We start from the raw sequence: 24648 nt of genomic DNA, 5'->3' as shown, positions 1-24648 counted from the left end.
AAACTAATAACTAATGACTGCTAACTAATGACCTGCCCAAAAACGGATACAAGCCCCCGACTTAAATTGCGAGTGGCACAATTTTAGACTTTTGTTCAAGTTCCCAGATTCATCTGTGGAGTCAATCTAAAATCTAAAATCTAAAATCTAAAATCTAAAATCGATTGACTATTCTGCAATTTTCAGTTCGTACAAATTCCAGAAAGCACCGCCGAGGGCACTGTAGCGAATTCCCGAAATGCGATCGCGCACCGCCTCAAAAGTCAGCGGATTCACCATATAAATAAACGGCACTTGTTCCGCTATAATCTTCTGCGTCTCCCCATAAAGTTCCTTGCGCTTCGCCTCATCAAGCTCCTGGGAAGCCTTCACGTAAAGGTCATCGATTTTCTGCTCCCAATCGTAAACTTCCCAACCCTTAACCGGCGGTTCTCCGGCTTGCGGGCCCTGGTTGAAACTGTGCAAAGTCCCGTTAACAGACCAAATATTGTAGCCGCTGTGCGGTTCAGTACCTCCCGTAAAACCGCCGAGGTAAGTATCCCAATTCCGTGTCAGGCGCAGCTTTTCCACATAAGTGTTAAAACTCAGGAACTGCGTATCAACTTGCATCCCCAGTTTTCCCAAATCTTGCTTAATTTGGGTTCCCATTTGTTCCCGCACTTTTTTTCCCGCAGCCATTAACAAAGTAAACCGCACTTTGTTGCCCTCAGCATCCAACAATTGACCCTCACTATTATACTTGAAACCCGCACTTAACAGCAACTCTTTGGCTTTTTGCAGATCGTAACTGTAAGTTTTCAATCCCTGTTCTGGAGACAAGTAGAACGGACTTTGCGCCGGAATTGGGGAATGCAGCGGTGCGCCAAGTCCGCGATAGATATTGTTAGTCATGGAGTCGCGGTTAATGCCGTAGGCGATCGCCTGCCGAAATTCCTTAGTCGCGAACCAGCGAGACTTAACCGGGTCTACAAACGGCTGATTTTGAGCATTGCGCCCCTTATTCAGATTGAAACACATAAACACGCTGCCAGTGTCCGGGCCGCCGTTAAACACAGTATATTTGCCGCGTTTTTCCTCCCGTTTCAGCAGGGGAAACACTTCCGGCTGCACGTCCAGAGTATCCAAATCGCCCGATCGAAAATTCAGCAGTTGATTGTCAGTATTTTCGATAATTTGCCAAACAATTTGCTGGATATAAGGCTGAAGATTTCCCTCCGTATCTTTGCGCCAAAAATACGGATTTTTTTCCAAAACAACGCGCTGATTAGGAGTATAGCTCAGCATTCGATATTGACCGTTGCCGACAATTTTTTTAGGGTCAGTATCCGTACCCCAAGTAGCCAGGAATTTAGGTTTGCCATCTGCATCTGTATTGTCTACAGATTCCTGTAAAATATGAGCTGGTAAAATTGGGATTCCCCCAGCATATCTAATAAAAGGAGCAAAGGGTTCTGCAACGGAAAATTGAACGCGGCGGCTGTCAATTTTTTTAACTTTTGGGAATTGGCGACTCATCCCAACCCTGAGAGTATCTTTCAAACCGCTAGGGATTTTGTCATTGAAATAAATTTTTTCATAGCTGAAGATAATGTCATCAGCAGTCATCGGTTCGCCGTCCGACCATTTCAAACCCTCTCGCAGGGTGAAGACAATCTTTTTGCCATCTTTAGAAACTTCCCAGGACTCGGCTAAACCTGGTTCTAGCTGCGATGTCAAGCCGTTTTCGTTGATCAATCCCTCGTACATATAGCCAAAAACGCTGTATGCAGATTGATTTAGGGGGTAGTTGAAGGTGGCCGGGCCGCTGGGGGTGGGAACGATGAGTCTGTTTACTAAGTTCGATCGGGCTGGAGTACACGCAGACAGAGTTATAGTGGCAATTGCAGCCAGTAAAATCACGAGCGATCGTAGTTTTGAATATAACATCATAGAAATTTTCATAATTTTTTTACTATACCATTTCCGTGCAACTACGACTGAGATTGCAGCCAACCGATAAAATCTTCAGTGCGCGAAAAATACTTTGTCACTCCAGCCTGTTGCAAAGCATCTTGAACTTCGGGAAGTTTGCGAAATTCTCTAACGTTGCCGCTTAGAAATACTTTGGTCTCTGTGGGGTGCAAGCGGGCATGAATCAGGATACAGTGCAGAATCAAATTGTCTGTTGGGTCTTTTTTGATGATAATTGTGTTTAAGCTTTGTTGAATCATATTAGCAGTTAAGGCAATCATTTCAGCATTTTGAGACAACTGCTCAATAGATTCGCGCAGACGCAAATCTATATCGTCGAGTCGTCTTTCATAGTCGGTTCTAGACTGACCTAAGTTTAAAAATAGAGATTGGGCGTGCTGTGAGGTCAAATCTCGATTAGCCTCGCTGATTTGATTGTCAAGTTGCTGTTTGAAATAGTTGTGTCGCTTCACTTCGTCCTCTAAAGCAGAGAAAGATTCCATGTAGCAAATACTGGGTATTGTCAACTGTACAGATGCTGGCGTTTGCCTCAGCAACGTACTTGCTTGAGGGTCACGCCCTGTGGCAATACTCATCAAGAAGTTTGTCTCTATATACAAAATGACCAAGTTGCACTCCTGCTTTTGTTGTTCCACCAGCCAGCCTTTGTAACAAGCCAATGATTGTTATCTGTTCTGATTCTGGGGGTATTTCAGATTTCCAGTTATACGCTAAGTCTCGCAGCCACGATTCGATCAGACTCTCTAAGTAACGCTCAGATATCCATTTTTTACCAAATTCAGGCTCATAATAGCGAAGTATTTCACCAGTGTTGAGAGAACAAACAGGTTCAGATAAATTCACTCCGTCCCATTTGAAAATCAGAATTTGTTCGGTGTCAACAAACATAGCATAGGGAATGATGGTGCGTTGCTCGGATATCTTCGCTAACACAGCTTTCATCCAAGATATCATGTAGTCAACAATCCTCTGCTTTGCTGCTTGTTCTTGAGCTTGAATAATTTTGACCTCAATTAGGACGACTACCCGATCGTCCTTATCGAGAGCGATGATGTCAACGTCGATCGGCATTTCGATTTCCAAGTCTTCGGCGAGCATAAATTCGACTCCTAAATAAGTAGAAAATCTTCATAACCTGACAACTATTTTAGCACTAACAAAACTACAGCGTAGGCTGCAATTCCTTCCTCTCTCCCCACGGGGCCTAGCTTTTCGTTAGTGGTGGCTTTGATGCCAATTTGGTCGGGTTTTAATTGTAGAACAGTAGAAAGCCGATCGCGCATTTGCTCAATATGCGGTTTCAGCTTCGGACGTTCGGCCACCACCACCGAATCAATATTGCCGATTTCCCAGCCTTTATCTAATATTAACTGATTGACTTGTGCCAGCAATACGAGACTATCAGCACCTTTCCATTTCGGGTCAGTCGGCGGGAAATACAGCCCGATATCTCCTAAGCTGAGAGCTCCGAGCATCGCGTCCATGATAGCGTGGGTAAGTACGTCTGCGTCGCTGTGACCGAGTAATCCTAATTCGTGGGGAATTTGGACGCCGCCGAGGATGAGGGGGCGTTCTGGAACTAAGCAGTGAATGTCGTAACCGTTGCCGATGCGGATGTTCATGTAAAATTTAGGTTTTGGAAGTATATCGAAAGACAATTATTTCATATTTTCAGGGAGATAAGTGAATTTATATTTTAATGCCGCTCCGAGTGTTAAAGATTTTTTTTTTGCTGATTTCCTCAGCAGTTATGGCAATCCTAAAGCTGTTAGAGGGGTGAGAGAACCGTTAATGCTGGAAACGCTAGAAAATTATCGCGGACTTCTCGATCGCTCTCCTGAACTCAAAGACTTACAAAGGCGAATTCAAAGTTTATTAGGATCTTACATATACGGTTTTGGAGGCATCAAAACCAAAGAAACCGGGTTTTTTACCGAATCTGTGGACTGCAACGAAGTATTACCGCAAAAAACCCGGTTTCTGACCACCCGTGCGATCGCCCTTTCTCCTATTCTCCCCTTTCCTCCAACCACCGATCGTACAAATCCAGCCGGCGCGATCGAGTTCTTTCAATTTGCTGTTCCCTGCGCCAGCGAGCGATTTCCGCGTGATTGCCAGATAGCAACACGTCGGGCACCTTCAATCCCCGAAAATCCGCCGGTCGAGTGTACTGCGGATAATCCAAAAGTCCGTCCTCAAAACTCTCAAACTTCAGCGAATCTTCCTTCGCCACAGTTCCCCGCAGCAATCGCAAAACCCCATTAATTAAAGCTAAAGCCGGAATTTCGCCCCCCGTGAGCACAAAATCCCCCAAAGACACCTCGCGAGTGACCAAATGCAGCACTCGATCGTCCACACCCTCATAATGACCGCAAATCAACACCAACTGATCGCGATCGGCCGCCAACTCCCGAAACATCGGCTGCTGCATCGGTTCCCCCTGGGGAGTCAGCAAAATCACCTCCCGCCGCGGCAAAACAGGCAGCGACTCCACCGCAGCAAAAATCGGTTCCGGCTTCATCAGCATCCCCACTCCGCCCCCGTAAGGCTCGTCATCGACTCGCTGGTGCTTGTCTGTGGTAAAATTGCGGGGATTGACAAAATTCACCTCAGCAATCTTTTTAGCTAAGGCTTTGCCCATCAGTCCCGATTCTAGGGGAGCCCGGAAAAATTCTGGAAATAAGGTAACTACGTCAAAGCGCACAATTATTGGAATTTATTGATACATCACCTCTAGTTTGACCCTTAGAGGGAGTTCAGTTTTCAGTAATTGCTTTATTCTTTATAATTTCTTATAATCTCTGAGCATTTTTGCAAGTTAAATTCTCTTCCTTTGTCTGCGAGTCGGTTTTGTACAAAAATAATCTGTTCTCAGGACACCGGCTGCTTTGTAAACTCGCCCCCAAACAACTGCTGGATCGCGCGATCGGCGATCGCACCTCACTCGCACAAAAAAATATTCACTCTTAAAAAGCTCCATTCTACCCACAGTCACGGCAAAATTGAATTTCACATCCACCAGAGGAAGACACACCATGCAGCAGTTGACATCTCAAGCCCTTGAACACAATCTTCCCCAGCGCACAAAAACCTCGATTATGGTCATCGGGGGAGCCGAAGACAAAGTTCACGGACGGGAGATTTTGAACACCTTTTTTTGCCGTGCTGGGGGTGCAAACGCTCGGCTGGCGATCGTTCCCTGCGCTTCGCGAGATCCCGAAGGAATTAGCAACCGCTACCGCACCATATTTGACGAAATGGGCGTTAGCGCCGTCAAAGTAGTGGACATCCGCGAACGGGAACAAGCCGAAAACCCCGTGTGGAAAGATTACTTAGAAGATTGTACGGGCGTATTCATCACAGGCGGCGACCAACTGAGGCTCTGCGGGCTGCTGGCGGACACCCCGCTGATGGAGAAAATTCGCAAAGAAACTCTCGAAGGCAAGATTACCCTCGCCGGTACCAGCGCGGGTGCTGCGGTGATGGGATATCACATGATTGCCGGCGGCGGGAGCGGGGCCCCGCCGAACCGCTCTTTAGTAGACATGGCAAACGGACTTAACATTATTCCTGAGATCATCGTAGACCAGCATTTTCACAACCGCAACCGCATGGCTCGCTTGCTGTCGGCTGTTGCAAGCCATCCCGATCGCCTCGCTATTGGTATTGACGAAGACACCTGCGCCTTGTTTGAGGGAGACGATACTATGAAAATTCTCGGTAAAGGCACTGTGACTATTGTTGATTCTAGGGAAAATTTTTATACCAATGAGTCGGTGGTAGGAGCGACAGAACCCTTAAGTCTGTTCAATATGCGCTTGCACGTCCTGTGTCACGGAGATTGCTACAATATGCCCCTAGGCAAACCAATGCCATCGGCAGCCTGTTCCGAGTCTGGCTGGCCCCCGGAATGTCGCACAGCCAACTAACGCAGAATTTCAGACTCATTGATTCGACAAAAATTATGTGGCATTCCGGCAGAATCATGAATACAACAATAGAATAGATTGCGAAGCAGCCACCGGCTGACGCCAGAAGGCAGAATCACAGAAAATTCTACCTTCGGGCTTCTAGTTTTTGCGTGCCATTGACCTGTACTTGTTTCTAGCCGATCGCTGGGAGATGAATTTTCAAGTGGGTCGCCCATAACTGGAAATTCAGTCCCAAACTGTTCGCAGCGAACAGTCGATCGAGCAATCTAGATCGAAATTGAATAAATGCTTCAATTATCTATAAGATTTCGCGCCCCATACCCCTCTAACTGTCATGAAAATACTTAAAATCCAGACCTTACGCGGCCCCAACTACTGGAGCATCCGACGCCACAAACTCGTTCTGATGCGTCTGGATTTAGAGGAGTGGGCAGATAAAACCACATCTGAAATTCCTGGCTTCTACGAAGGGTTGATCGCCGCGCTGCCGAGTTTGAACGAGCATCACTGTTCTCCCGGCCATCGGGGAGGCTTCCTGCAACGTGTCAGAGAAGGCACGATGATGGGACACGTAATCGAACACGTAGCCCTAGAACTTCAGGAAATGGCAGGAATGCCGGTCGGGTTCGGTCGCACCCGCGAGACTGCGACCCCCGGCACTTACCAAGTAGTAATCGAGTATCAAAACGAACAAGCAGGTCGCTATGCCGCCCGAGCGGGGGTGCGGATGTGCCAGAGCATTGCCGAAACCGGCACTTATCCCGCAGCAGAATTAGTCCAAGATTTGAGAGACCTCCGAGAATTTGGTTTGTCCGCAGCCCTCGGGCCGAGCACGGAAACACTGATCAAGGAAGCAGAAGCTCGCGGCATTCCTTGGATGCCTTTGAGCGCCCGGTTTATGATTCAACTCGGCTACGGGGTTCACCAAAAGCGGATTCAGGCAACTCTGAGCAACCGCACGGGAGTTTTGGGGGTAGAACTGGCCTGCGACAAGGAAGGTACCAAAAATATTCTCGGCAGCGCCGGCGTGCCGGTTCCCAGAGGAACGGTGATTAATTATTTGGACGAATTGCGCGGGGCGATCGAAGATGTCGGCGGTTATCCGATCGTCCTCAAACCCCTAGACGGCAACCACGGCCGCGGCATTACGATCGACATCAATTCCTGGGAAGTAGCACAAGAAGCCTACGACTTAGCCAGCGCGGCATCGAAAACAAAAAACGTGATTGTCGAGCGCTACTACACCGGCCGCGATCACAGAGTATTAGTAGTCAACGGGCAAGTCGTAGCAGTCGCAGAACGAGTCCCCGCTAACGTCGTGGGCAACGGCAGGTCTACAGTAGAACAGCTCGTTGAAGAAGTAAACCGCGACCCGCAGCGCGGAGACGGACACGACAACGTGCTCACCCGGATCACGATCGACAAATTGACCCTGGATTTGCTGCAAAAACAAGGATACGCGATGGACTCGGTATTGCCGGCCGGCAAAAGAGTATTCTTGCGCGCGACGGCAAACTTGAGTACAGGTGGAATTGCAGTCGATCGCACCGACGAAATCCACCCAGAAAACGTCTGGCTGTTTTCCAGAGTCGCCAAAATTATCGGTTTGGACATCGCCGGCATTGACGTAGTAACTCCCGACATCTCCCAACCCCTGCGCGATGTCAGCGGCGTCATCGTCGAAGTCAACGCAGCACCGGGTTTCAGAATGCACGTCGCGCCGAGTCAGGGTTTGCCCCGCAACGTGGCCGGCGCCGTCTTCGATATGCTCTTCCCCTCGCCTCAACCCACCCGGGTGCCGATTTTAGCCGTAACGGGAACCAACGGCAAAACTACAACCACTCGCCTGCTCGCCCACATCGTCAAGCAGACCGGTCAGATTACCGGCTACACGACTACCGACGGCACTTACATCGGCGATTATTTGGTAGAAACCGGAGACAATACCGGGCCGCAGAGCGCTCAGTTGATTTTGTCCGATCCGACGGTGGAAGTGGCGGTGCTGGAAACGGCTAGAGGCGGAATTTTGCGATCGGGCCTCGGCTTCGATCAGTGCGATGTCGGCGTCGTCTTGAACGTCGCGGCCGATCACTTGGGAATTGGCGACATCGACACCGTGGAACAACTGGCCAAACTCAAGAGCGTCCTCGTCGAGTCGGTAATGCCCAAAGGCTATGCAGTTTTGAATGCAGACGACCCGCTGGTAGCACAAATGGCGCAGCGTGTCAAGGCTCAAATTGCATATTTTTCGATGAACCCGGATAACGAACTGGTTGCCAAACATACCGCTGCGGGCGGGCTGGCAGCGATTTACGAAAATGGGTATTTGTCGATCTTAAAAGGCGATTGGACGCTGAGAATTGAGCAGGCTGTGAACGTGCCGCTGACGATGGGCGGGCGCGCGCCGTTTATGATTGCTAATGCTTTAGCAGCTTGTTTGGCGGCTTTTGCCCAAGGATTGAAAATAGAAGATATTCGATCGGCTTTGTCAAGCTTCCAAGCATCGGTGGGTCAAACTCCCGGACGGATGAATTTGTTTAAATTGGGCAGCTATCACGCTTTGCTCGACTACGCCCACAACCCCCACAGCTACAAAGCTTTGGGCAGTTTCGTGCTGAATTGGCCGGGACAGCGGATCGGGGTAGTCGGCGCCCCTGGAGACCGGCGAGATGAAGATTTTGTCACGCTGGGCAAACTTTCGGCCGAGATGTTCGATCGGATCATTGTCAAAGAAGATATTGACAGGCGCGGGCGAGAACCCGGTGTTGTGGCACAGTTAATTCGCCAGGGAATTGCAGAGGCGATTTCTGCAGGAACCGCAAACAAATCTCAAGTTGAATACGAGTTGATTCTCGACGAAACAACTGCTGTTAACAAGGCTTTAGATGAGGCGCCGGCCGGCAGTTTGGTCGTGATTTTACCTGAAAGTGTCAACAAAGCTCTGAGCTTAATTGAAGCCCGGAAACCTATTAAGGAATCTGTGGAAGTTCAAAATGGTTTAGATCGATCGAAGTCACAGGAAAGTTTAAAACCGACTGTGGTGAATCAAGGCTAAACTCTGAAGTTTGATTTCATTACATTATTAATAGGTTGGGTTAACGAAAGGAAACCCAACCTTTTTGCTTTAGACAACCGCCGTATTATCTTTCAATATTTTCTCTGTAACCTCAATCAGTTCGCACACAGAATTTTGCGTAAGTTGTGGAGTTTTAAACCCATGAGCAATAGCGTTCCGCAAAGAACGCGCATTCATTAATAACTGATATTCGGATTTAGAAATCACGCCCTCAACCGTCAGTTGTTTCACTAAATACAGCGGTTCTAATCTTTGCAAACTTAGCTCTTCTTTATGGGCAACAATCCTCAAAGTTGCCTCAACTAAAGACCAAGAATATAGCATTGCTGACTCTAGATGTTGTGTTACAAGTTGCTTGGCGACTTGCAAACCCAACTCTATTTCATGCTCTTGAAAAGAATCCTCAGCTTGGGAAATATCGACTGCATCCTCCGAGTTAGTCATCACTAACTCAAACCTCCAGCCGGGATTTTCTGCTACTGCTTGGGCTAAATTACGTAGATATGTAGTAGAGGGTGACTTGAGTGAAGCGCGTGACTTGACTGCAATAACCACCGATTCTTCGCCCCGGCGCACTATCAGATCCGGGCGATAGCTTTTAAGGAAGTCCGGTAAATCTTCAGAGTTTGGATGAAATGAAATTTCATAACCTTTCTCACGATACTCCTCGGCTAGTTTCAGCAGTTGCTCTCTTTCTATGTTTGCAGTTGGGGTTGCGATCATGTCAGTACCTCTTTGTCAGGATCATCAATTACGACAATGTGCAAGAATTCATTACCACGGGCAAATCCTTCCGCTAGAATCGAGGTCATATTTTCTACTTTAAAGTTAGTTGATAAATTCCTCTTGCGGACTAGAACATCAGTTACTTGATCGTCATCGACATAGGCTAGCCCGATAATTGCATCTTGAATTGGCTTTACTATGTTGTCTACATCGATTTTAACAGAATCGTAGAAATAAGTTATCTTAAGCATCACTAGGCCAGTAGCTGTTTTCTGCTCCGAAGACCAGTATTTTTCAGCCTCTTGCCTCACTGTCACTTTCCAAGCTTTAAGAAGATCTCGCCTACGAGCTTGTTGTGATACTGGTGGGCCATCTACTATGAACTCAAATCTCGCCAAAGTGTTTCTAAAGAGAAGATTGGGGATTATTTTACCTCTTAACTGTCGCCCACTGGGTAATCGGTGCCAGGAGTTTCCAACCAAAATAGCAAGATAAATCGCCAATGCAAACCGCTCGAAGTATAGAATCAGGAAAAAGCAAGCAGCAGGATTGAAGCATGAATGAGGCCGATCGGGCGCGAGTCGAAACATTCATCAAGCGCTGGGCGGGTTCTAGCGGTAACGAACGGGCAAACTACCAGTTGTTTTTTGCGGAAATGTGCGATGCGCTGGGAGTCGATCGCCCGATCGATAAAGGCCGACTACCAAACGATCCCTACTGCTTTGATAAGGATGTCAAGATTTTTCACCCCAGCGGGAAAGTGACTCCGGGGTTTGTTGATTTTTACAAAGCCGAGCATTTTTTGATTGAGGCAAAACAGGGCGGAACAACTAGCAAAAAGGGAACGGCAAAGCGGGGAACTAATACCTATTTGCGAGAGATGGAAAAAGCGTTTGTGCAGGCGATCGCCTATACGCGCAGTCTCAGCAGCAAACCGCCGTTTTTGTTAACTTGCGATATTGGCGATCATTTTGAATTGTGGATGGGCTTTAGCGGCGATTATGGCGGCTATGGGGCGCGGCGAGAAATTGGGCTGGCCGAGTTGCGGAAAGCCGATGTTTTCGATTTGTTTGTCGATATTTTTAGCAATCCGCAGCAGCGCAACCCGGAGAAAATTGCGGCGCGGGTGACGCGGGAAGTGGCGGCAGATTTGGCAGAGTTGGCGAAGCGGATGGAGGCGAATGTCGATCCGCAGCAAGTCGCCCAGTTTTTGATGCGCTGTATTTTCACCATGTTTGCCGAGGATGTGGGGTTGCTGAAAGAACATTTGTTTACGCAAGCGCTGGAAACGCGGTGGATTTTCAATCCGAAGACGTTTAAGCCGGAAGTAGAGGCGCTGTGGGAGGCGATGAATGAGGGGACGAGTTTTGGTTTTCACGGCAAACTGTTGCGGTTTAATGGGGGATTGTTTGCCCAGTCGCAGGCGTTTGCGCTGACAAAGACGCAGTTGGAAGTGTTGTTGCAGGCGGCGAAGCGGGATTGGTGCAATGTGGAACCGGCGATTTTTGGGACGTTGTTGGAAAGGGCGCTGGATTCTAGGGAACGGAGTAAGTTGGGGGCTCATTATACGCCGCGATCGTATGTGGAAAGGTTGGTAAAGCCTGTGGTGATGGAACCTTTGGGCGATCGCTGGATTGCGGTACAAGCGGAGGTTAAACAGTTGCTCAACGCGGGGGAATCGGAACCGACTGCGAATCAAAGGAAAAAAGCGATCGCGGTTTTAGAAGCATTTCTGACCGAGTTACAACAGGTGAAGATTCTCGATCCGGCCTGCGGATCGGGGAATTTCCTATATGTGACGTTGGATTTGTTGAAGGGTTTGGAGTCGGAGGTGTTGCGGCGCTTGGAGGATGTCACCGGATCGGCGCAGTTGCGGTTAGATATTGCTCAAGTCAATCCGAGTCAGTTTTTGGGAATTGAGATCAATCCTAGGGCGGCGGCGATCGCGGATTTGGTGATTTGGATTGGGTATTTGCAGTGGCATTTTCGGCGGTTTGGCGATATTCCGCCGATCGAACCCGTGTTGCGGGAGTACAACAATATTGAATGCCGGGATGCGGTGTTGGCCTATGACGGAATAGAACCGGATGTGGATGCGGCGGGGAAGGTGAGAATTCGCTGGGGCGGGCGGATGATGAAAAGTCCGGTGACGGGGGAAGATATTCCCGATCCGACAAACCAAGTAACGATTTATCGGTATTTGAATCCGAGGGCAGCCGAGTGGCAGGAGGCGGATTATATTGTCTCGAATCCGCCGTTTATTGGGAATGCGAGGATGCGGGAACGGTTAGGAGATGGATATGCAGAAACGTTGCGAAAAGTCTATAAAGATGTGCCGGATACAGTTGATTTTGTGATGTATTGGTGGCATAAAGCAGCCGAATTGGTTCGATTGAGTCCAGTTGAGCGCTTTGGGTTTATTACAACAAATAGTATTCATCAAGCTAGACTGCGAAGTGTAATTGAATTTCATCTGAATCACCAAAAATCAATCAAGCTGTTTCTAGCCATCCCCGATCATCCTTGGACTGATGAAGGTGCGGCAGTCAGAATTTCAATGACTGCGGGTGAATTTAATCATTCAAAGTTTGAACGACTTGCTCAATGGGGAACTTTGATTTCTGAGGATGAAGGATTAACTCCTGAAGACTCGGCCGATCGACTAAAAATTACTTGGAAAAGTTTCGATAAAATTTTTAGTAACCTTCGTGCAGGTACTGATGTTACAAAAAGTCAAGTATTAGGAGCTAATGTCAATCTGGTTAGTCGTGGAGTAATGTCAGGCAGTGAAGGATTTCAAGTCGCTTCTCAAGACTTAGGTTTAGTTGAAGCTGATTTACTCAGACCTTATATTAATGGTCGAGATATTCTCCATAATTCTCGAAATAAGCGAATTATAGATACAGTAGGGCTTACAGAAAACGATTTACAAAAAAAATATCCAAAAACTTATCAATATATATTGGTTCGAGTTAAACCTGAACGTTTAATGAATAACGATCCCAAACTTCGTTCAGAATGGTGGCTTTATCGTAGATCCAACACAATTTTGAGAGATGCACTAAAGAGTCTCAAACGCTATATAGCTACTGTTGAAACTTCAAAGTATCGCGTATTTATATTTCTAGCTTATGATATTTTACCAGATAATAAACTTGTTGCTATTGCTTTAGATGATGCTTATTTTCTAGGTGTTCTCTCTAGTAAAATTCATGTTAAATGGGCATTAGTATGTGGCGGACAGCTTGGTCCTACCCCTGTTTATGTCAAGACCAAATGCTTCGACCCCTTCCCCTTCCCCGACCCCACGGACACCCAAAAACAAACCATCCGCGAACTCGGAGAACACCTCGACAGCCACCGCAAACGAGTCCAAGCCACTCACCCCGAAGTCACCATCACCGGGATGTACAACCTCCTGGAAAAACTCCGCAAAGGCGAACCCCTCAACGACAAAGACAAAGCCTTCAACCAAAAAGCCCTAGTCTCCACCCTCAAACAAATCCACGACGAACTGGATACCGCCGTATTTGCCGCCTACGGTTGGGAACCCACCCTCACCGACGACCAAATCCTGGAAAACCTCGTCACCCTCAACGCCCAACGCGCCGAAGAAGAACGCAACGGACTGATTCGCTGGCTGCGCCCCGACTACCAAGCCCCAGGCGAAACCTACGTGCAACCATCCCTTGCAGGCATCACCACCGAAACCGAAACCCCTCCTGCCCCCACGGAACAACAACCCTTCCCCAAAACCCTCAAAGAGCAACTTTGGGCCATCCGCGACTTATTTCGCACCCAAAGCGGCGAATGGACAGCCGCCCAAGTTACCGCCCATTTCAAAGCAGCCAGCCGCAAACAAAAAGTCATTCTCGACTGTCTAGAAAGTCTGGAAGATTTGGGGATTTTGCTCAGTCATAATGAAAATGGGATGACTTTCTGGCACCTCGCAGAACTTTAGAGCGTTGCGATTGTTATTATGAGCTTATCCAGCAAGAGGTTATCTAATGCTAGAAACCACCATCCTAGAAACCCTGGTCAAGTTGCCAGATTCCCTGAAACAGGAAGTTTTGCACTATGTAGAATTCTTAGCGGCAAAATATGCAAATAACGAAGTTGCCGTAAATCCTCCTCAAAATAAACGTCAAGCCGGGATGATGAAAGGCACGTTTCTCTTACCGCTTGCTGATGATTTTGATGCACCATTAGAGGATTTGCAGGAGTATATGGTAAACTAACTTATATCGTGGCGATATGCTTCAAACTCATCCAGCACCAACAAACGAATGGCAGCTAAAGATAAATTTCATGATGCGGTAAAGCGGGGTCTTGAAAAAGAAAAATGGACGGTTACTCACGATCCATTGAAGCTTGAGTATGCAAAAAACGAGCGCGTGGAGATTGACTTGGGAGCAGAAAAACTCTTGGGTGCAGAGAAAGCAGGAGAGAAAATCGCAGTCGAAATTAAGAGTTTTTTGAACGATTCCGCATTAGCTGATTTTCATACAGCCTTGGGACAATTTTTGAATTATCGCTTAGTCTTAGAAGAACTCGATCCAGAGCGTACCTTATATTTAGCAGTTCCACTTGCCTCTTACGAATCGTTCTTCCAACGCGAATTACCCAAAGCATCAGTCAAACGACATCAAGTTAAAATTATTGTATACAACCCAGTACGGGAGGAAATAGTCCAATGGATCGACTAGATTATTATCGCCAGTGCATCGAAAAGTTACTGCTCGAATCGGGTCAAGACCCGCCGATTAATGGTCAGATAGAAGTAGAATTCATTTTTGACAAAGAACGCGATCGCTATCTGGTTATCGATTTAGGATGGAATGAACATCACCGTATTTATAACTGCTTCATTCACTTAGATATCAAAGATGGAAAAATTTGGATTCAGCGCAATCAAACCGATCGAAGTTTTGCTGATGAATTAGTACAAATGGGGATTCCCAAAGAAGAGATCGTGTTAGGAGTTCAGCCTCCTTATGCGCGAGAGTATACAGGGTTTGGAGTTGCATAGGAAAGTGTTGCAGCAGTGTGAGATGGTCGGTATCGAGAATATATTGATTCATAGGGTCTCAGACTCAGGAAAATCGATATCAGCATTTCGATCTTGGCGATAGGTCTGAACATATTCCGTGACTTCATTCAGCAACGGATTACATCTCAAAAGAGGTGAAACATTCAACATCGGACGCGCCTCATACCAAGCAATCCGATCGTCTATTTCTGGCTGATTGTCCAGATAAAAGCTAATCGCATCAAACACTTGAGCTGCCGTCACGAGTTGCAGTAACTTCTGTGGAATTTCTTCAGGCTTGATTCCTGATTTCCAAAACACCACAATATCCCGTACAGTAACTTGAGTGTCTGCAATAATCGGTTCCCCCTGCAAAACTTCAGGATTGCGGGTGACATAGCGAGAAATGCTTGTAGGAGACAGCGAACTGGTCATAACGACCTCATCAGAAAATGTAAACCAGCCTTCATCTTAGCATAGTGGACAGAAGACACCTATCGGGTATTTTATATTGCTAGATTTGAAGAAGCTATTTATGTTATCGCCGTGTTTATAACTGCTTCATTCACTTAGATATCAAAGATAAAAATAGATCGATCGCCTTTTACCTTTTGACTTACGCATGGGGGCCCAGAAACCGGGTTTTTTGCTGAGAAAACGCGTTACAGCCCGCAGATTTCGTCAAAAACCCGGTTTCTTCGATCGCCCCTTGGGTAAGTCGTTTTACCCCTTAACTACCGCCCACTGAGTCACCGGCGCAAGCGGCTTCCAACCCTGAAAAGAACCGATCGCCCCTACTCGCTGAATCCCAATTCTAATTAGTTCCCCGCCGTGCAAAGAATGCCATTGCAAAATCATAAGTTCGCTCTCAACTGTCACCGCATTCACAACTAATCGGCCGCCCTCACCCAAAGCATTCCAACAAGTTTCCAGCAAAGCTTCTGCGGTGACACCGCCGCCGATGAAAATAGCATTCGGTTGAGGCAAATTTGTCAGGGCTTCCGGCGCTGATCCCGCAACGATTTCGAGTTCCGGAACGCCGAAAGTCGAGGCATTTTCAGCGATGTATTGCAATCGAGTCGGATGGCGTTCGATCGCGATCGCCCTGCACCCGCGATGACTCCGCATCCATTCGATCGCGATCGAGCCGCAGCCCGCCCCTACATCCCAAAGCAACTCACCCGGAATCGGTGCTAACGCCGACAGAGTAACGGCTCTAACCTCCCGTTTGGTAAGTTGTCCGTCGTGGTGATATGCAGCATCCGGCAAACCCGCAGTTGGAGGGAGGATAAGAGTTTGTCGATCGGCTGCAACTGCGATCGCGATCGTGTTCAAATCGGCTAAATCCGCTGCATTCCAGGCTGCTGCAACCCCTTCGATCCGCCGTTCCGATCCGGCTCCCATCCGCTCGAACACGGTCATCAAACTGCTGCCAAACCCCCGCTGCGTCAACAATTCAGCCACCTTTCCCGGCGTGTGTCGATCGGCGCTTAAAACCAGCAAGCGCGCGCCCGGATACAAAGCAAGGGCGATCGATGCGATCGGGCGATTGGTCAAACTGAAAGTCTCAACATCCGCCAAAGCCCAGCCCAAACGGGCGCAAGCAAGACTAAAAGCCGATGCTGCGGGAATTACAGTCATTTCCGAAATGGGAATTTTGCGCGACAGTGTTACCCCAATTCCGTGACACATCGGATCGCCGCTTGCTAGCACGCAGACAGACTCTCCCCGGCGGCCGAGGATGTCGTCAACTGTTGTCTGCAAAGGCGATGCCCAAACCAATTTTTCGCGGGTGTCGTCGGTTGGTAACATTGCTAGATGACGGGCACCGCCGACAACGACTCGAGATCGATCGAGTAGGGAACGGGCGATCGGGCTTAATCCCGATAATCCGTCTTCGCCAATCCCTACCACCGAAAGCCATTTGTGCATTGAATCTTTACTGTTTTAAGAAGTCGCGGATCTGGGTATTCTGTTGATTTTCCACCGCAGAAGGCCGATCGCGCAGCGGGTGCACCATTGTATCCATGAGCCGATCGAGCGCAGCATCGAGGTTATGGCAAAAACCGGTGTGTATCCGCGATGTTTGGATAATCGTGCTTCGGGGTGCAACAATCCAGTGAAAGCGCTCTCTGTGCGGGAGTTGACCGATTTTTCCTGCTGGCTTTCCCCCCGCGCAGATGGCGGGGATGACGGCTAGATGATTGCAAACCGTTTCTAAATCGACTTTGGGATCGATCGCGATCAGCCGCTTTTCGTTGAGTGAAATCCGGGCTGCGAGGAATTTTTCGGGCCCGCAAGAAACGATCGCACCAACATTGACAAACTCTTCGCGCTCGACCCTGGGAACGACGCGGATAATAGCATAATCATACATGAAGCGATCGGGCACGAATAGCTTCCTCCAAAAAAGTATGCGGCGATTTTAACCGATTCAGCAGGTAATTGAGATAAGCATCTCGATGTTCGCTGTTCCCGCTAAACGGAGAATCTCCCACCAGCCAAGCATCGGGAATTAATTTCACAATGCGTTCAATGAGATCGGGTGCCAGCAACTCGGTCATTTTCGAGTCGATCGCTTGCAGATTGCTGGCAAAATGCAGTAAAACGTGGTCTTTAATGGGGCTAAAAGGATCGCGGCTGCGATCGAGATAATTTTTCCAAGTATGGTGAAAATAAAGCGCCGCCCCGTGATCGATGAGCCAAAGCCGTCGGTGCCAAATCAGCATATTCGCATTGCGCGCTGTGCGATCGATATTAGTCACAAAAGCATCAAACCAGACGATCGTAGAAGCGAGATCCGCCTCACACTTTTCTACCGCAGGATCGAACGTCACCGATCCCGGGAGATAATCGAGGGCGAGATTGAGGCCAGCACTCGCCCGGATCAAGTCTTGAATTTCCGGATCTGGTTCAGTGCGCGCCAAGTCGGGATCGAGTTCGACGAAGACAATCTCGGGAACAAGAAGCCCGGATGCGCGAGCAATTTCTCCTGCTACTAACTCCGCAATTAGAGCTTTTGCTCCTTGGCCCGCGCCGCGAAATTTGAGCACGTACATCCCATCATCATCGGCTTCGATAATTGCTGGCAGCGATCCGCCTTCCCGCAGGGGAGTGACGTACCTCGTAGCATTGATTGTTCGCAAATTCATTTGATAGTTGACAGTTGACAGTTGACAGTTGACAGTTAACTTTTCAAACTCTTGTGGGATGGCAGGAGAACCCGCCCAAAACTTGAAAATGCTCGCTAATTTGACTTATCAATTCTAAAGAATAATATCGGATTTTCATCGACAATTCTTTCTTCTACTTGCTTCATCCCGAGTCTTTCTGCTAGTTTGTGCGACTCGATGTTCGGGCGATCGCAACTTGCGACCAGATAGTCAAAGCCAAGTTCATCAAAACTATACTCCAATATTTTGGTTGATGCTTCAGTAGCGTAACGTTTTTTAAGAGCTTTCGGCAGCAGCGCGTAAATTAACTGCGGCTGCGGTTCATCAAAAAAATACCACAAACCGACAAATCCAATAATTTCTCGATCGCTCTTAGTTTTGATAAACCACAAACCGAATTTATTTTCTGCAAAAACCCTTGTGTTCTGTTCGATAATTTCTTTCACTTGTTGCTGCGACAATATTTTGCTATCGCATAGATATCTCCTCACATAAAAATTAGTAAACATTCCGTGGAGCGTGTTGAGGTCGCTCTCTACAATCGGTTTCAAAACCACTCTCGGAGTTTCAAGTATCATGCGGATTATTTTTCTCAGGTTCAATAACGATCGCACCTATCAATATTAGTCCAGGACGCACGGGTGGTCATAAACCGGGTTTTTCGACAATACTTAGTTATCGCGCACAGATAAGGTAAAAAACCCGGTTTATGCAGGTTTTGCGTAAGTCTAATTAACAAACAGCGCTAAACCACCGCAATCACTGGATAGTTGTAACTTTCCTTGACTACCAAACCATCTTTCCAATAGCCGATCGAGATTTGGTTGCTTTTGGAATCAATGATTTGACCTTCAACTTTAACGCTATAATCATTGTACCAATTGGAAATTACCACAAAATCATAATCTTTGTCGGCTGAAACAGCGATGTCTTGACTAATTAATTTTGATTCTCGAAACTCAACTAACATTTGTTGAAAAAAGATTTCTCTTCCTTGGCGGCAGTTTTCTTTACCGTTAGTAATCGTACCGTCGCCTTCAATCATCACAGTGTCATCCGAGTAGTAGTTTTCCAAAGCTACTGAGGTTTGGAATGTCTCAACAAGGTGATTGATATCTGCGAGCTTGATTTGCAATTCTTCAATTGTCATAAATAACGCGATCGCAGGTTTTATAGCCGAAGTTAGAAGTCAAGCACTCTTAGAGTGATTTTGACGGAGACTATAGATTATAAAAAATTATTCGGGAATCAGCAAGATCGTAAAACGAACTTCCCCCCTAACAGGCGAGCTCGCCCGGAGATTTGTTAAGAAACTCGATCGTTCTGGTTTATGCCGATCGACTTGTGATACATTTCTGAAACCTGAAAGCGGGAAAGTCCGGTGCAATTCCGGCGCTGTGCCGCAACTGTCAAAGTCAGAATGCCGATTTCAGGATGTTTACTTTAGATTCCCTGCGTCGCACGGGGAGGAGTTTGTTTGTTAAGTTTGAGTGAATTACCGACTTGTCCGGGCTTATTTTGCGGTTCCCGCGCCCGAGACGGAATATTATCGAGGATGCGGATTCCGGGGGGAATTTTAAATGTACCGCAGTGTCGGGCGATCGCAGATTTAGTCGATCGATACAGTAGCGGCTGTTTGCAAGTAACAAATCGCGCTAATTTGCAAATCCGAGACTTAAACTCGGCAATTTCTGCTGAAGTTTGGCACGATTTGCAAGAATTGGGAATAGCATCTCGCTGCGTTGAAATTGACCCGATTCGCAATATTATGGCAAGCCCGACAGCCGGGATCGATCGCCAGCAGTTACTCGATATTCGCCCGCTAGTTAAAGCTTGGGATAATTACCTGCAAACGCATCCCGAATTGTCAGAAATTTCGCCTAAATTCAGTGTTGGTTTTGACGGCGGGGAATCAGTTTCAATCCGCGCTATTCGCAACGATATTTTATTAGCAGCAGAAAGGCGATATGCCGATTCAGAAAGCGTGTTTCGGCTGTATTTAAACGGCGATACAGGGATTACAATTCAAGAATCGCAATGTATTTCAGTATTGGCAGCCCTCGCTAACACATATCTTGAATACACCAAAAATCGAGATCGAATTGAGGGAAAAAAACCGCGTTTGCGCCACCTGCTAGCAGATTGGGGTGTGGAAAAATATCTCGAACAAATACAGCATAATTTACCGTTTGTATGGCAGCTAAGTTCGATCGCTCCGTCTGAAAGGTCGATCGCCCATCACCAACACCTCGGCATTCACCCCCAACAACAATCCGGTTTCTCATACATCGGAATAGCACTGCCGCTAAGCAGGCTAAAATCGCAGCAATTGCGAGATTTGGCAAATTTAGCCCAAAACTTCGGTCGAGGCACTCTGAGGCTCACACCTTGGCAAAATCTGTTGATTTCTGACATCCCCAACTCCCGGATTTGCGAACTCGAAAAGTCGATCGCCCGCTTGGAATTGCACTCATCCGCAACCAATCTAGACTCGTGCTTAGTTGCTTGTGCCGGTAGCAGCGGCTGTGCTTCCGCGATGACAGACACTCAAAGTCACGCCCTAGCAATGGTGAGAGATTTATCGCAAAAAATGCAGATCGATCGCCCAATCAACATTCATTTCAGCGGTTGCGAAAAATCCTGCGCCCAGCATTCTCCAATTGATATAACGTTGGTGGGAATTCAGATAAAACAAGGAAATGAGACGATCGCAGGTTATGACATTTACGCAGGTACAACAGACTCGCCTTTTGGGCGGCAAATTTTCCGGGCGGTGAGTGTGGCAGAGATATCGAGTTCTATGAACAAGTTGCTGCAAATATATCAGCGATGGCGATCGCCCGACGAATCATTAGGCGAATTTGTAGATCGAAGTGCGATCGACCAATTGCAGCAGTTGCTTAGCCTCAAAAAACAAAATCACAAGTGAATTCCTCTCTCGATCTTTCTTCCTTCGCGCCCTTAGCGCCTTCGCGGTTCATTCAAAAAAAATCCAGTTTTAAATAATGCTTGATTATATTAAAGACGGAACAGAAATCTACACCAAATCCTTCGCCACAATTCGAGCCGAAGCCAATTTGTCAACCTTACCGCCCGACTTAGAATCCGTCGCAGTGCGCCTGATCCACAGTTGCGGCATGACAGATATTGTCGCAGATTTAGCAGCTTCCCCCGGTGCAGCCACCGCAGGGCGCAACGCCCTCGCCGCCGGCGCACCAATCCTGTGCGATTCCCGCATGGTAGCCGAAGGCATCACCCGCAAACGTCTCCCCGCCGACAATGCGGTAATTTGCACCCTCTGGCATCCCGAAGTCCCAGAATTGGCGCTACAAATCGGAAATACTCGATCGGCCGCAGCCCTTGATTTGTGGCTAAAGGATTTGGAAGGTGCGGTTGTGGCAATTGGAAATGCCCCGACTGCTTTGTTCCGACTGCTGGAAATGTTAGATGATGGAGTCCCGAAACCAAGTTTAATTCTGGGTTTCCCGGTAGGATTTGTGGGGGCGGCCGAATCCAAAGCGGAACTCGCTGCGAACAGTCGGGGAGTGCCATTTATTACAGTACACGGGCGGCGCGGCGGCAGTGCAATGGCAACGGCGGCCGTGAATGCGTTAGCGAAAAAGGATGAATTATGACTGAGACTACTGGTAAGTTGTACGGATTGGGCATCGGCCCTGGCGATCCTGAATTGATTACTTTGAAAGCTTATCGGATTTTGCAATCGGTGCCGGTGATTGCCTATCCGGCGATGGAAAACGGTAAGGTGCTCGCCAGGGCGATCGTCGCAGATTACCTGCGCCCAGAACAAATTGAGATTCCGATGCCGCTGCCTTTTAGTCCGACGCGATCGTCTCAACCTTATTACGATCTTGCTGCCGAGAAAATTGCTGCCCACCTCAGCGAAGGACGGGATGTGGCTGTGTTGTGTGAGGGCGAACCTTTTCTCTACGGCACGTTTATGTATCTATTCAACCGTTTGTCGGGAAAATTCACTACTGAAGTTGTGCCGGGAATTTCTTCGACAATGGCGAGTGCGGCGGCTTTGGGAGTGCCGCTGACTTATCGTAACGATGTGTTAAGCATTATGCCTGCGACGCTGGATGCTGAGGTTTTGCGCGATCGGCTGGCGGTTGTTGATGCTGCGGTGATTATTAAGCTGGGCCGACACTTCGCGAAGGTTCGGGATGTGCTGATTGATTTGGGGCAGTTCGATCGAGCTTTGTATATCGAACGCGCAACTATGCCGAATCAGCGAATTAGGGCGATCGCAGATGTCGATCCTGCTGAAGTTCCCTATTGGGCTCTCATTATGATACCCAGCCAGCAAAAGTCTGTATCTTAATATTTTCATGCCTGAAGGCGACAAGCTTCCAGGCTTTCCCTATTTTTTTGTGCATTCTTGCCCATTTATCCAGGATTCCTGATATAGATAACTCAAGCTTATGACTCTCATCAGTTAACCTGTTATTAAGATACTTTACAAACCTGAGAATATGCTTTATGTTTATTTACATGGCGGGAAACACAACCGCTACGAACATTGACAAATCAATAAAGCAATCATAAAACCATGACCACAACCTTACAGCAGCGCGAAAGCGCTAACCTGTGGGACCTGTTTTGTAACTGGGTCACATCCACCGACAACCGCATTTATGTAGGTTGGTTCGGCGTCTTGATGATTCCTACCTTACTAACTGCCACCATCTGCTACATCGTCGCCTTCATCGGTGCACCCCCTGTAGACATCGACGGCATCCGCGAACCAGTTGCTGGTTCCTTGATGTTCGGTAACAACATCATCACAGGTGCTGTTGTTCCTTCGTCTAATGCGATCGGCTTGCACTTCTACCCAATCTGGGAAGCTGCTTCCCTCGATGAGTGGTTGTACAACGGCGGCCCTTACCAATTGGTAGTTTTCCACTTCCTGATCGGCATCTTCTGCTACATGGGTCGTGAATGGGAACTGTCTTACCGCTTAGGTATGCGTCCTTGGATCTGCGTAGCATACTCTGCACCTGTTGCAGCAGCAACCGCAGTATTCTTGATTTACCCGATCGGACAAGGCAGCTTTTCTGACGGTATGCCCTTGGGTATCTCCGGCACCTTCAACTTCATGATCGTGTTCCAAGCCGAGCACAACATCCTGATGCACCCCTTCCATATGTTGGGAGTAGCTGGTGTCTTCGGTGGTTCTTTGTTCTCCGCCATGCACGGTTCTTTAGTTACCTCTTCCTTGGTTCGCGAAACAACCGAAACCGAATCTTTGAACTACGGTTACAAATTCGGTCAAGAAGAAGAAACCTACAACATCGTTGCAGCCCACGGCTACTTCGGTCGTTTGATTTTCCAATACGCTTCTTTCAACAACAGCCGTTCCTTGCACTTCTTGTTAGGCGCATGGCCAGTTGTCGGCATCTGGTTTACCGCTTTGGGTATCTCCACGATGGCTTTCAACTTGAACGGTTTCAACTTCAACCAATCGATTATCGACTCTCAAGGTCGCGTCATCAACACTTGGGCTGATGTTATCAACCGCGCTAACTTGGGTATGGAAGTCATGCACGAGCGCAACGCTCACAACTTCCCGCTCGACTTGGCTGCTGGTGAAACCACTCCCGTAGCAATGGTTGCTCCTTCTATCAACGGTTAATTTTTAACTTGAGATCAACAAAAAGCGCTCCTAGAAATAGGGGCGCTTTTTGTTTAAAGTATCGCTCCATTATGAGGTCAAGAGGTAAGTAGCTACCAATCGATCAATTGATGGGTGCATCTTGACCCAAACCATAAGATATCTTCTGAATAATATTTGGGTCACTCTCCCACTTGGATTCTATATCTTCAATATTAATTGCTTTGCAAAGCTGAAAGATTTGATGCTCTTGAAATATGGGTCTGCCTAACTGTTTTTCAAAACTCCTTTTCCTTGCTTTAGGAATAACCGTATAGCAATGAAAATCAGGAGCATTATATCCAAACAACCCACGTTTTGAACAAAGTGAAAGGTCTGCCATTCGCAGCAAGCCTGAGTAAATACTCGTAGTGCATACCACCTCAAAAGCTGCTTCAATTTGCTGAAATTCTTTTCTGAACCAAATAACATCTATCAGTTGAATAATTTTCTCAGTTTTTTGAGGAAAATCTTGAGGCACTATTAAAGGGAAGTTCTTTGAGCTAAGTTTTCCTAGTTCTTGATTTTTATATTTATTTCGATGGTCATTTCTAGCAATCCATACTGTAAAACCCAAACTTTTTCCCAGCTCAGCTAATATACCCTGTATTTTTGTGTGCTTAGAAATATTAGCATCTGTAAAATTAAACTCTAGCTGAGTCCAACTGGTGTTTGTTGCTCTCGGTTCAGAGATGGCTAATTTCAGATTTACATTGGTGAGGTAAGCTTCTGTAAAATTCGCCTGTTTTATATATGCTCTTTCAAGATTTGCATCTGTGAGATCCGCTGCTATGAGTTGTGCCCCTTGGAGATTCGCGGATTCAAGATTGGCCTCTGTTAAATCAGCACCGCTTAAATCAGCACTACTCAAATCAGCACCGCTTAAATCAGCACTACTCAAATCAGCACCGCTTAAATTAGCACCGCTTAAATCAGCACTACTCAAATCAGCGCCAGATAAATCAGTGTCCGACAAATCAGCACGACATAACCCAATACGGTTCAGTTAAGGCTCAAATAATGGTAAATTAGGTATGGTGTCCAAAAATGGAGAGCAAGTAAGGTGCATC

At 47.4% G+C, this 24648-nt stretch carries 25 protein-coding genes and 1 riboswitch; of the genes, 11 read left to right on the top strand and 14 right to left on the bottom strand.

Going from position 1 to position 24648, the window contains the following annotated elements; genetic code table 11:
* Window positions 1-168 precede the first annotated feature (168 nt).
* The 5 genes from QUA02_RS18225 to trmD form a co-directional block, all read right to left on the bottom strand.
* Window positions 169-1929 carry an ABC transporter substrate-binding protein gene (locus tag QUA02_RS18225; RefSeq protein ID WP_333029672.1) on the bottom strand — a complete coding sequence of 587 codons (1761 nt, stop codon included), beginning with the start codon at window positions 1927-1929 and terminating at the stop codon, window positions 169-171.
* Between the two features lie 41 nt (window positions 1930-1970).
* Window positions 1971-2546, bottom strand: a complete 576-nt coding sequence (locus QUA02_RS18220; protein ID WP_333029670.1) for a PIN domain-containing protein — start codon at window positions 2544-2546, stop codon at window positions 1971-1973.
* Window positions 2524-3069 (bottom strand): hypothetical protein, encoded by a 546-nt coding sequence (locus QUA02_RS18215; RefSeq protein ID WP_333029668.1) that lies wholly within the window; start codon window positions 3067-3069, stop codon window positions 2524-2526. Before QUA02_RS18215 ends, QUA02_RS18220 begins: the two co-directional genes overlap by 23 nt.
* 44 nt (window positions 3070-3113) lie before the next feature.
* Window positions 3114-3593, bottom strand: coding sequence for a 2-C-methyl-D-erythritol 2,4-cyclodiphosphate synthase (ispF, locus tag QUA02_RS18210; RefSeq protein WP_333029667.1), 480 nt, complete (start codon window positions 3591-3593; stop codon window positions 3114-3116).
* A gap of 386 nt (window positions 3594-3979) precedes the next feature.
* The gene (gene trmD / locus QUA02_RS18205; protein WP_332982396.1) at window positions 3980-4675 is read right to left on the bottom strand and encodes a tRNA (guanosine(37)-N1)-methyltransferase TrmD; all 696 of its coding nucleotides are present in this window, start codon (window positions 4673-4675) and stop codon (window positions 3980-3982) included.
* 107 nt (window positions 4676-4782) lie between these two features.
* Here trmD and QUA02_RS18200 point away from each other — a divergent pair, with 107 nt between their 5' ends.
* The 3 genes from QUA02_RS18200 to cphA all read left to right on the top strand — a co-directional run bounded on the left by QUA02_RS18200 (window position 4783) and on the right by cphA (window position 8958).
* A complete protein-coding gene (locus QUA02_RS18200) occupies window positions 4783-4941 on the top strand; it encodes a hypothetical protein (RefSeq protein WP_333029666.1) in 159 nt (52 codons plus the stop codon).
* A gap of 65 nt (window positions 4942-5006) precedes the next feature.
* A complete protein-coding gene (locus QUA02_RS18195) occupies window positions 5007-5900 on the top strand; it encodes a cyanophycinase (protein ID WP_333029664.1) in 894 nt (297 codons plus the stop codon).
* Window positions 5901-6237: 337 nt separating this feature from the next.
* On the top strand, window positions 6238-8958 hold the full coding sequence (cphA, locus tag QUA02_RS18190) for a cyanophycin synthetase (protein ID WP_333029661.1): 2721 nt from the start codon (window positions 6238-6240) through the stop codon (window positions 8956-8958).
* Window positions 8959-9027: 69 nt separating this feature from the next.
* On the opposite strand, the gene QUA02_RS18185 is transcribed toward cphA, so the two are convergent.
* Together QUA02_RS18185 and QUA02_RS18180 are read right to left on the bottom strand one after the other, a co-directional pair.
* Window positions 9028-9702 (bottom strand): hypothetical protein, encoded by a 675-nt coding sequence (locus QUA02_RS18185; RefSeq protein ID WP_333029658.1) that lies wholly within the window; start codon window positions 9700-9702, stop codon window positions 9028-9030.
* A complete protein-coding gene (locus tag QUA02_RS18180; RefSeq protein WP_333029656.1) occupies window positions 9699-10208 on the bottom strand; it encodes a RusA family crossover junction endodeoxyribonuclease in 510 nt (169 codons plus the stop codon). Before QUA02_RS18180 ends, QUA02_RS18185 begins: the two co-directional genes overlap by 4 nt.
* Before the next feature lie 53 nt (window positions 10209-10261).
* Between QUA02_RS18180 and QUA02_RS18175 the strand changes: the two genes are divergently transcribed.
* From QUA02_RS18175 to QUA02_RS18160, 4 genes are read left to right on the top strand one after another with little or no spacing between them, the layout of a single operon-like run.
* On the top strand, window positions 10262-13666 hold the full coding sequence (locus QUA02_RS18175; protein WP_333029655.1) for a class I SAM-dependent DNA methyltransferase: 3405 nt from the start codon (window positions 10262-10264) through the stop codon (window positions 13664-13666).
* Window positions 13667-13712: 46 nt separating this feature from the next.
* The gene (gene vapB, locus QUA02_RS18170) at window positions 13713-13943 is read left to right on the top strand and encodes a type II toxin-antitoxin system VapB family antitoxin (RefSeq protein ID WP_333029654.1); all 231 of its coding nucleotides are present in this window, start codon (window positions 13713-13715) and stop codon (window positions 13941-13943) included.
* 48 nt (window positions 13944-13991) lie between these two features.
* Entirely contained in the window at window positions 13992-14411 is a 420-nt protein-coding gene (locus QUA02_RS18165; protein WP_333029652.1) for a XisH family protein, read from the top strand.
* Window positions 14399-14734: a XisI protein gene (locus QUA02_RS18160; protein WP_333029651.1), complete on the top strand. Its 336-nt coding sequence runs from the start codon at window positions 14399-14401 to the stop codon at window positions 14732-14734. The genes QUA02_RS18165 and QUA02_RS18160 overlap by 13 nt, the downstream gene beginning before the upstream one ends.
* 48 nt (window positions 14735-14782) lie before the next feature.
* On the opposite strand, the gene QUA02_RS18155 is transcribed toward QUA02_RS18160, so the two are convergent.
* The 6 genes from QUA02_RS18155 to QUA02_RS18130 all read right to left on the bottom strand — a co-directional run bounded on the left by QUA02_RS18155 (window position 14783) and on the right by QUA02_RS18130 (window position 19057).
* Entirely contained in the window at window positions 14783-15169 is a 387-nt protein-coding gene (locus QUA02_RS18155) for a DUF433 domain-containing protein (RefSeq protein WP_333029648.1), read from the bottom strand.
* Between the two features lie 288 nt (window positions 15170-15457).
* Window positions 15458-16666 (bottom strand): precorrin-6y C5,15-methyltransferase (decarboxylating) subunit CbiE, encoded by a 1209-nt coding sequence (cbiE, locus tag QUA02_RS18150; protein ID WP_333029647.1) that lies wholly within the window; start codon window positions 16664-16666, stop codon window positions 15458-15460.
* Between the two features lie 7 nt (window positions 16667-16673).
* Window positions 16674-17126 carry a DUF3037 domain-containing protein gene (locus QUA02_RS18145; RefSeq protein WP_333029644.1) on the bottom strand — a complete coding sequence of 151 codons (453 nt, stop codon included), beginning with the start codon at window positions 17124-17126 and terminating at the stop codon, window positions 16674-16676.
* Window positions 17104-17886, bottom strand: a complete 783-nt coding sequence (locus tag QUA02_RS18140) for a HipA family kinase (protein ID WP_333029642.1) — start codon at window positions 17884-17886, stop codon at window positions 17104-17106. Before QUA02_RS18140 ends, QUA02_RS18145 begins: the two co-directional genes overlap by 23 nt.
* 95 nt (window positions 17887-17981) lie before the next feature.
* Window positions 17982-18485 (bottom strand): GNAT family N-acetyltransferase, encoded by a 504-nt coding sequence (locus QUA02_RS18135; protein WP_333029640.1) that lies wholly within the window; start codon window positions 18483-18485, stop codon window positions 17982-17984.
* 167 nt (window positions 18486-18652) lie between these two features.
* On the bottom strand, window positions 18653-19057 hold the full coding sequence (locus tag QUA02_RS18130; protein WP_333029638.1) for a hypothetical protein: 405 nt from the start codon (window positions 19055-19057) through the stop codon (window positions 18653-18655).
* 204 nt (window positions 19058-19261) lie between these two features.
* Window positions 19262-19341, top strand: a riboswitch (adenosylcobalamin-variant (AdoCbl-variant) riboswitch).
* A 43-nt stretch (window positions 19342-19384) separates the two neighbouring features.
* On the opposite strand from QUA02_RS18130, the gene cobG reads away from it, so the two are divergent.
* The 4 genes from cobG (at window position 19385) to psbA (ending at window position 23560) form a co-directional block, all read left to right on the top strand.
* Window positions 19385-20836: a precorrin-3B synthase gene (gene cobG, locus QUA02_RS18125; protein ID WP_333029636.1), complete on the top strand. Its 1452-nt coding sequence runs from the start codon at window positions 19385-19387 to the stop codon at window positions 20834-20836.
* Between the two features lie 76 nt (window positions 20837-20912).
* Window positions 20913-21542 (top strand): precorrin-8X methylmutase, encoded by a 630-nt coding sequence (locus QUA02_RS18120; protein WP_333029633.1) that lies wholly within the window; start codon window positions 20913-20915, stop codon window positions 21540-21542.
* The gene (locus QUA02_RS18115) at window positions 21539-22249 is read left to right on the top strand and encodes a precorrin-2 C(20)-methyltransferase (RefSeq protein ID WP_333029631.1); all 711 of its coding nucleotides are present in this window, start codon (window positions 21539-21541) and stop codon (window positions 22247-22249) included. The genes QUA02_RS18120 and QUA02_RS18115 overlap by 4 nt, the downstream gene beginning before the upstream one ends.
* Window positions 22250-22477: 228 nt before the next feature.
* Window positions 22478-23560 (top strand): photosystem II reaction center subunit D1, encoded by a 1083-nt coding sequence (gene psbA / locus QUA02_RS18110; protein ID WP_333029629.1) that lies wholly within the window; start codon window positions 22478-22480, stop codon window positions 23558-23560.
* Between the two features lie 103 nt (window positions 23561-23663).
* Here psbA and QUA02_RS18105 read toward each other — a convergent pair whose 3' ends face one another.
* Complete coding sequence (locus tag QUA02_RS18105; protein ID WP_333029626.1) at window positions 23664-24554, bottom strand: pentapeptide repeat-containing protein; 891 nt, start codon at window positions 24552-24554, stop codon at window positions 23664-23666.
* Between the last annotated feature and the right edge of the window lie 94 nt (window positions 24555-24648).

This window comes from Microcoleus pseudofavosus SVA1_A4 (genome assembly GCF_036700565.1).
GTDB lineage: Bacteria > Cyanobacteriota > Cyanobacteriia > Cyanobacteriales > Microcoleaceae > Microcoleus.
Note: the sequence above shows the minus strand (reverse complement) of the source record. Positions and strands in the feature narration are given on the sequence as shown.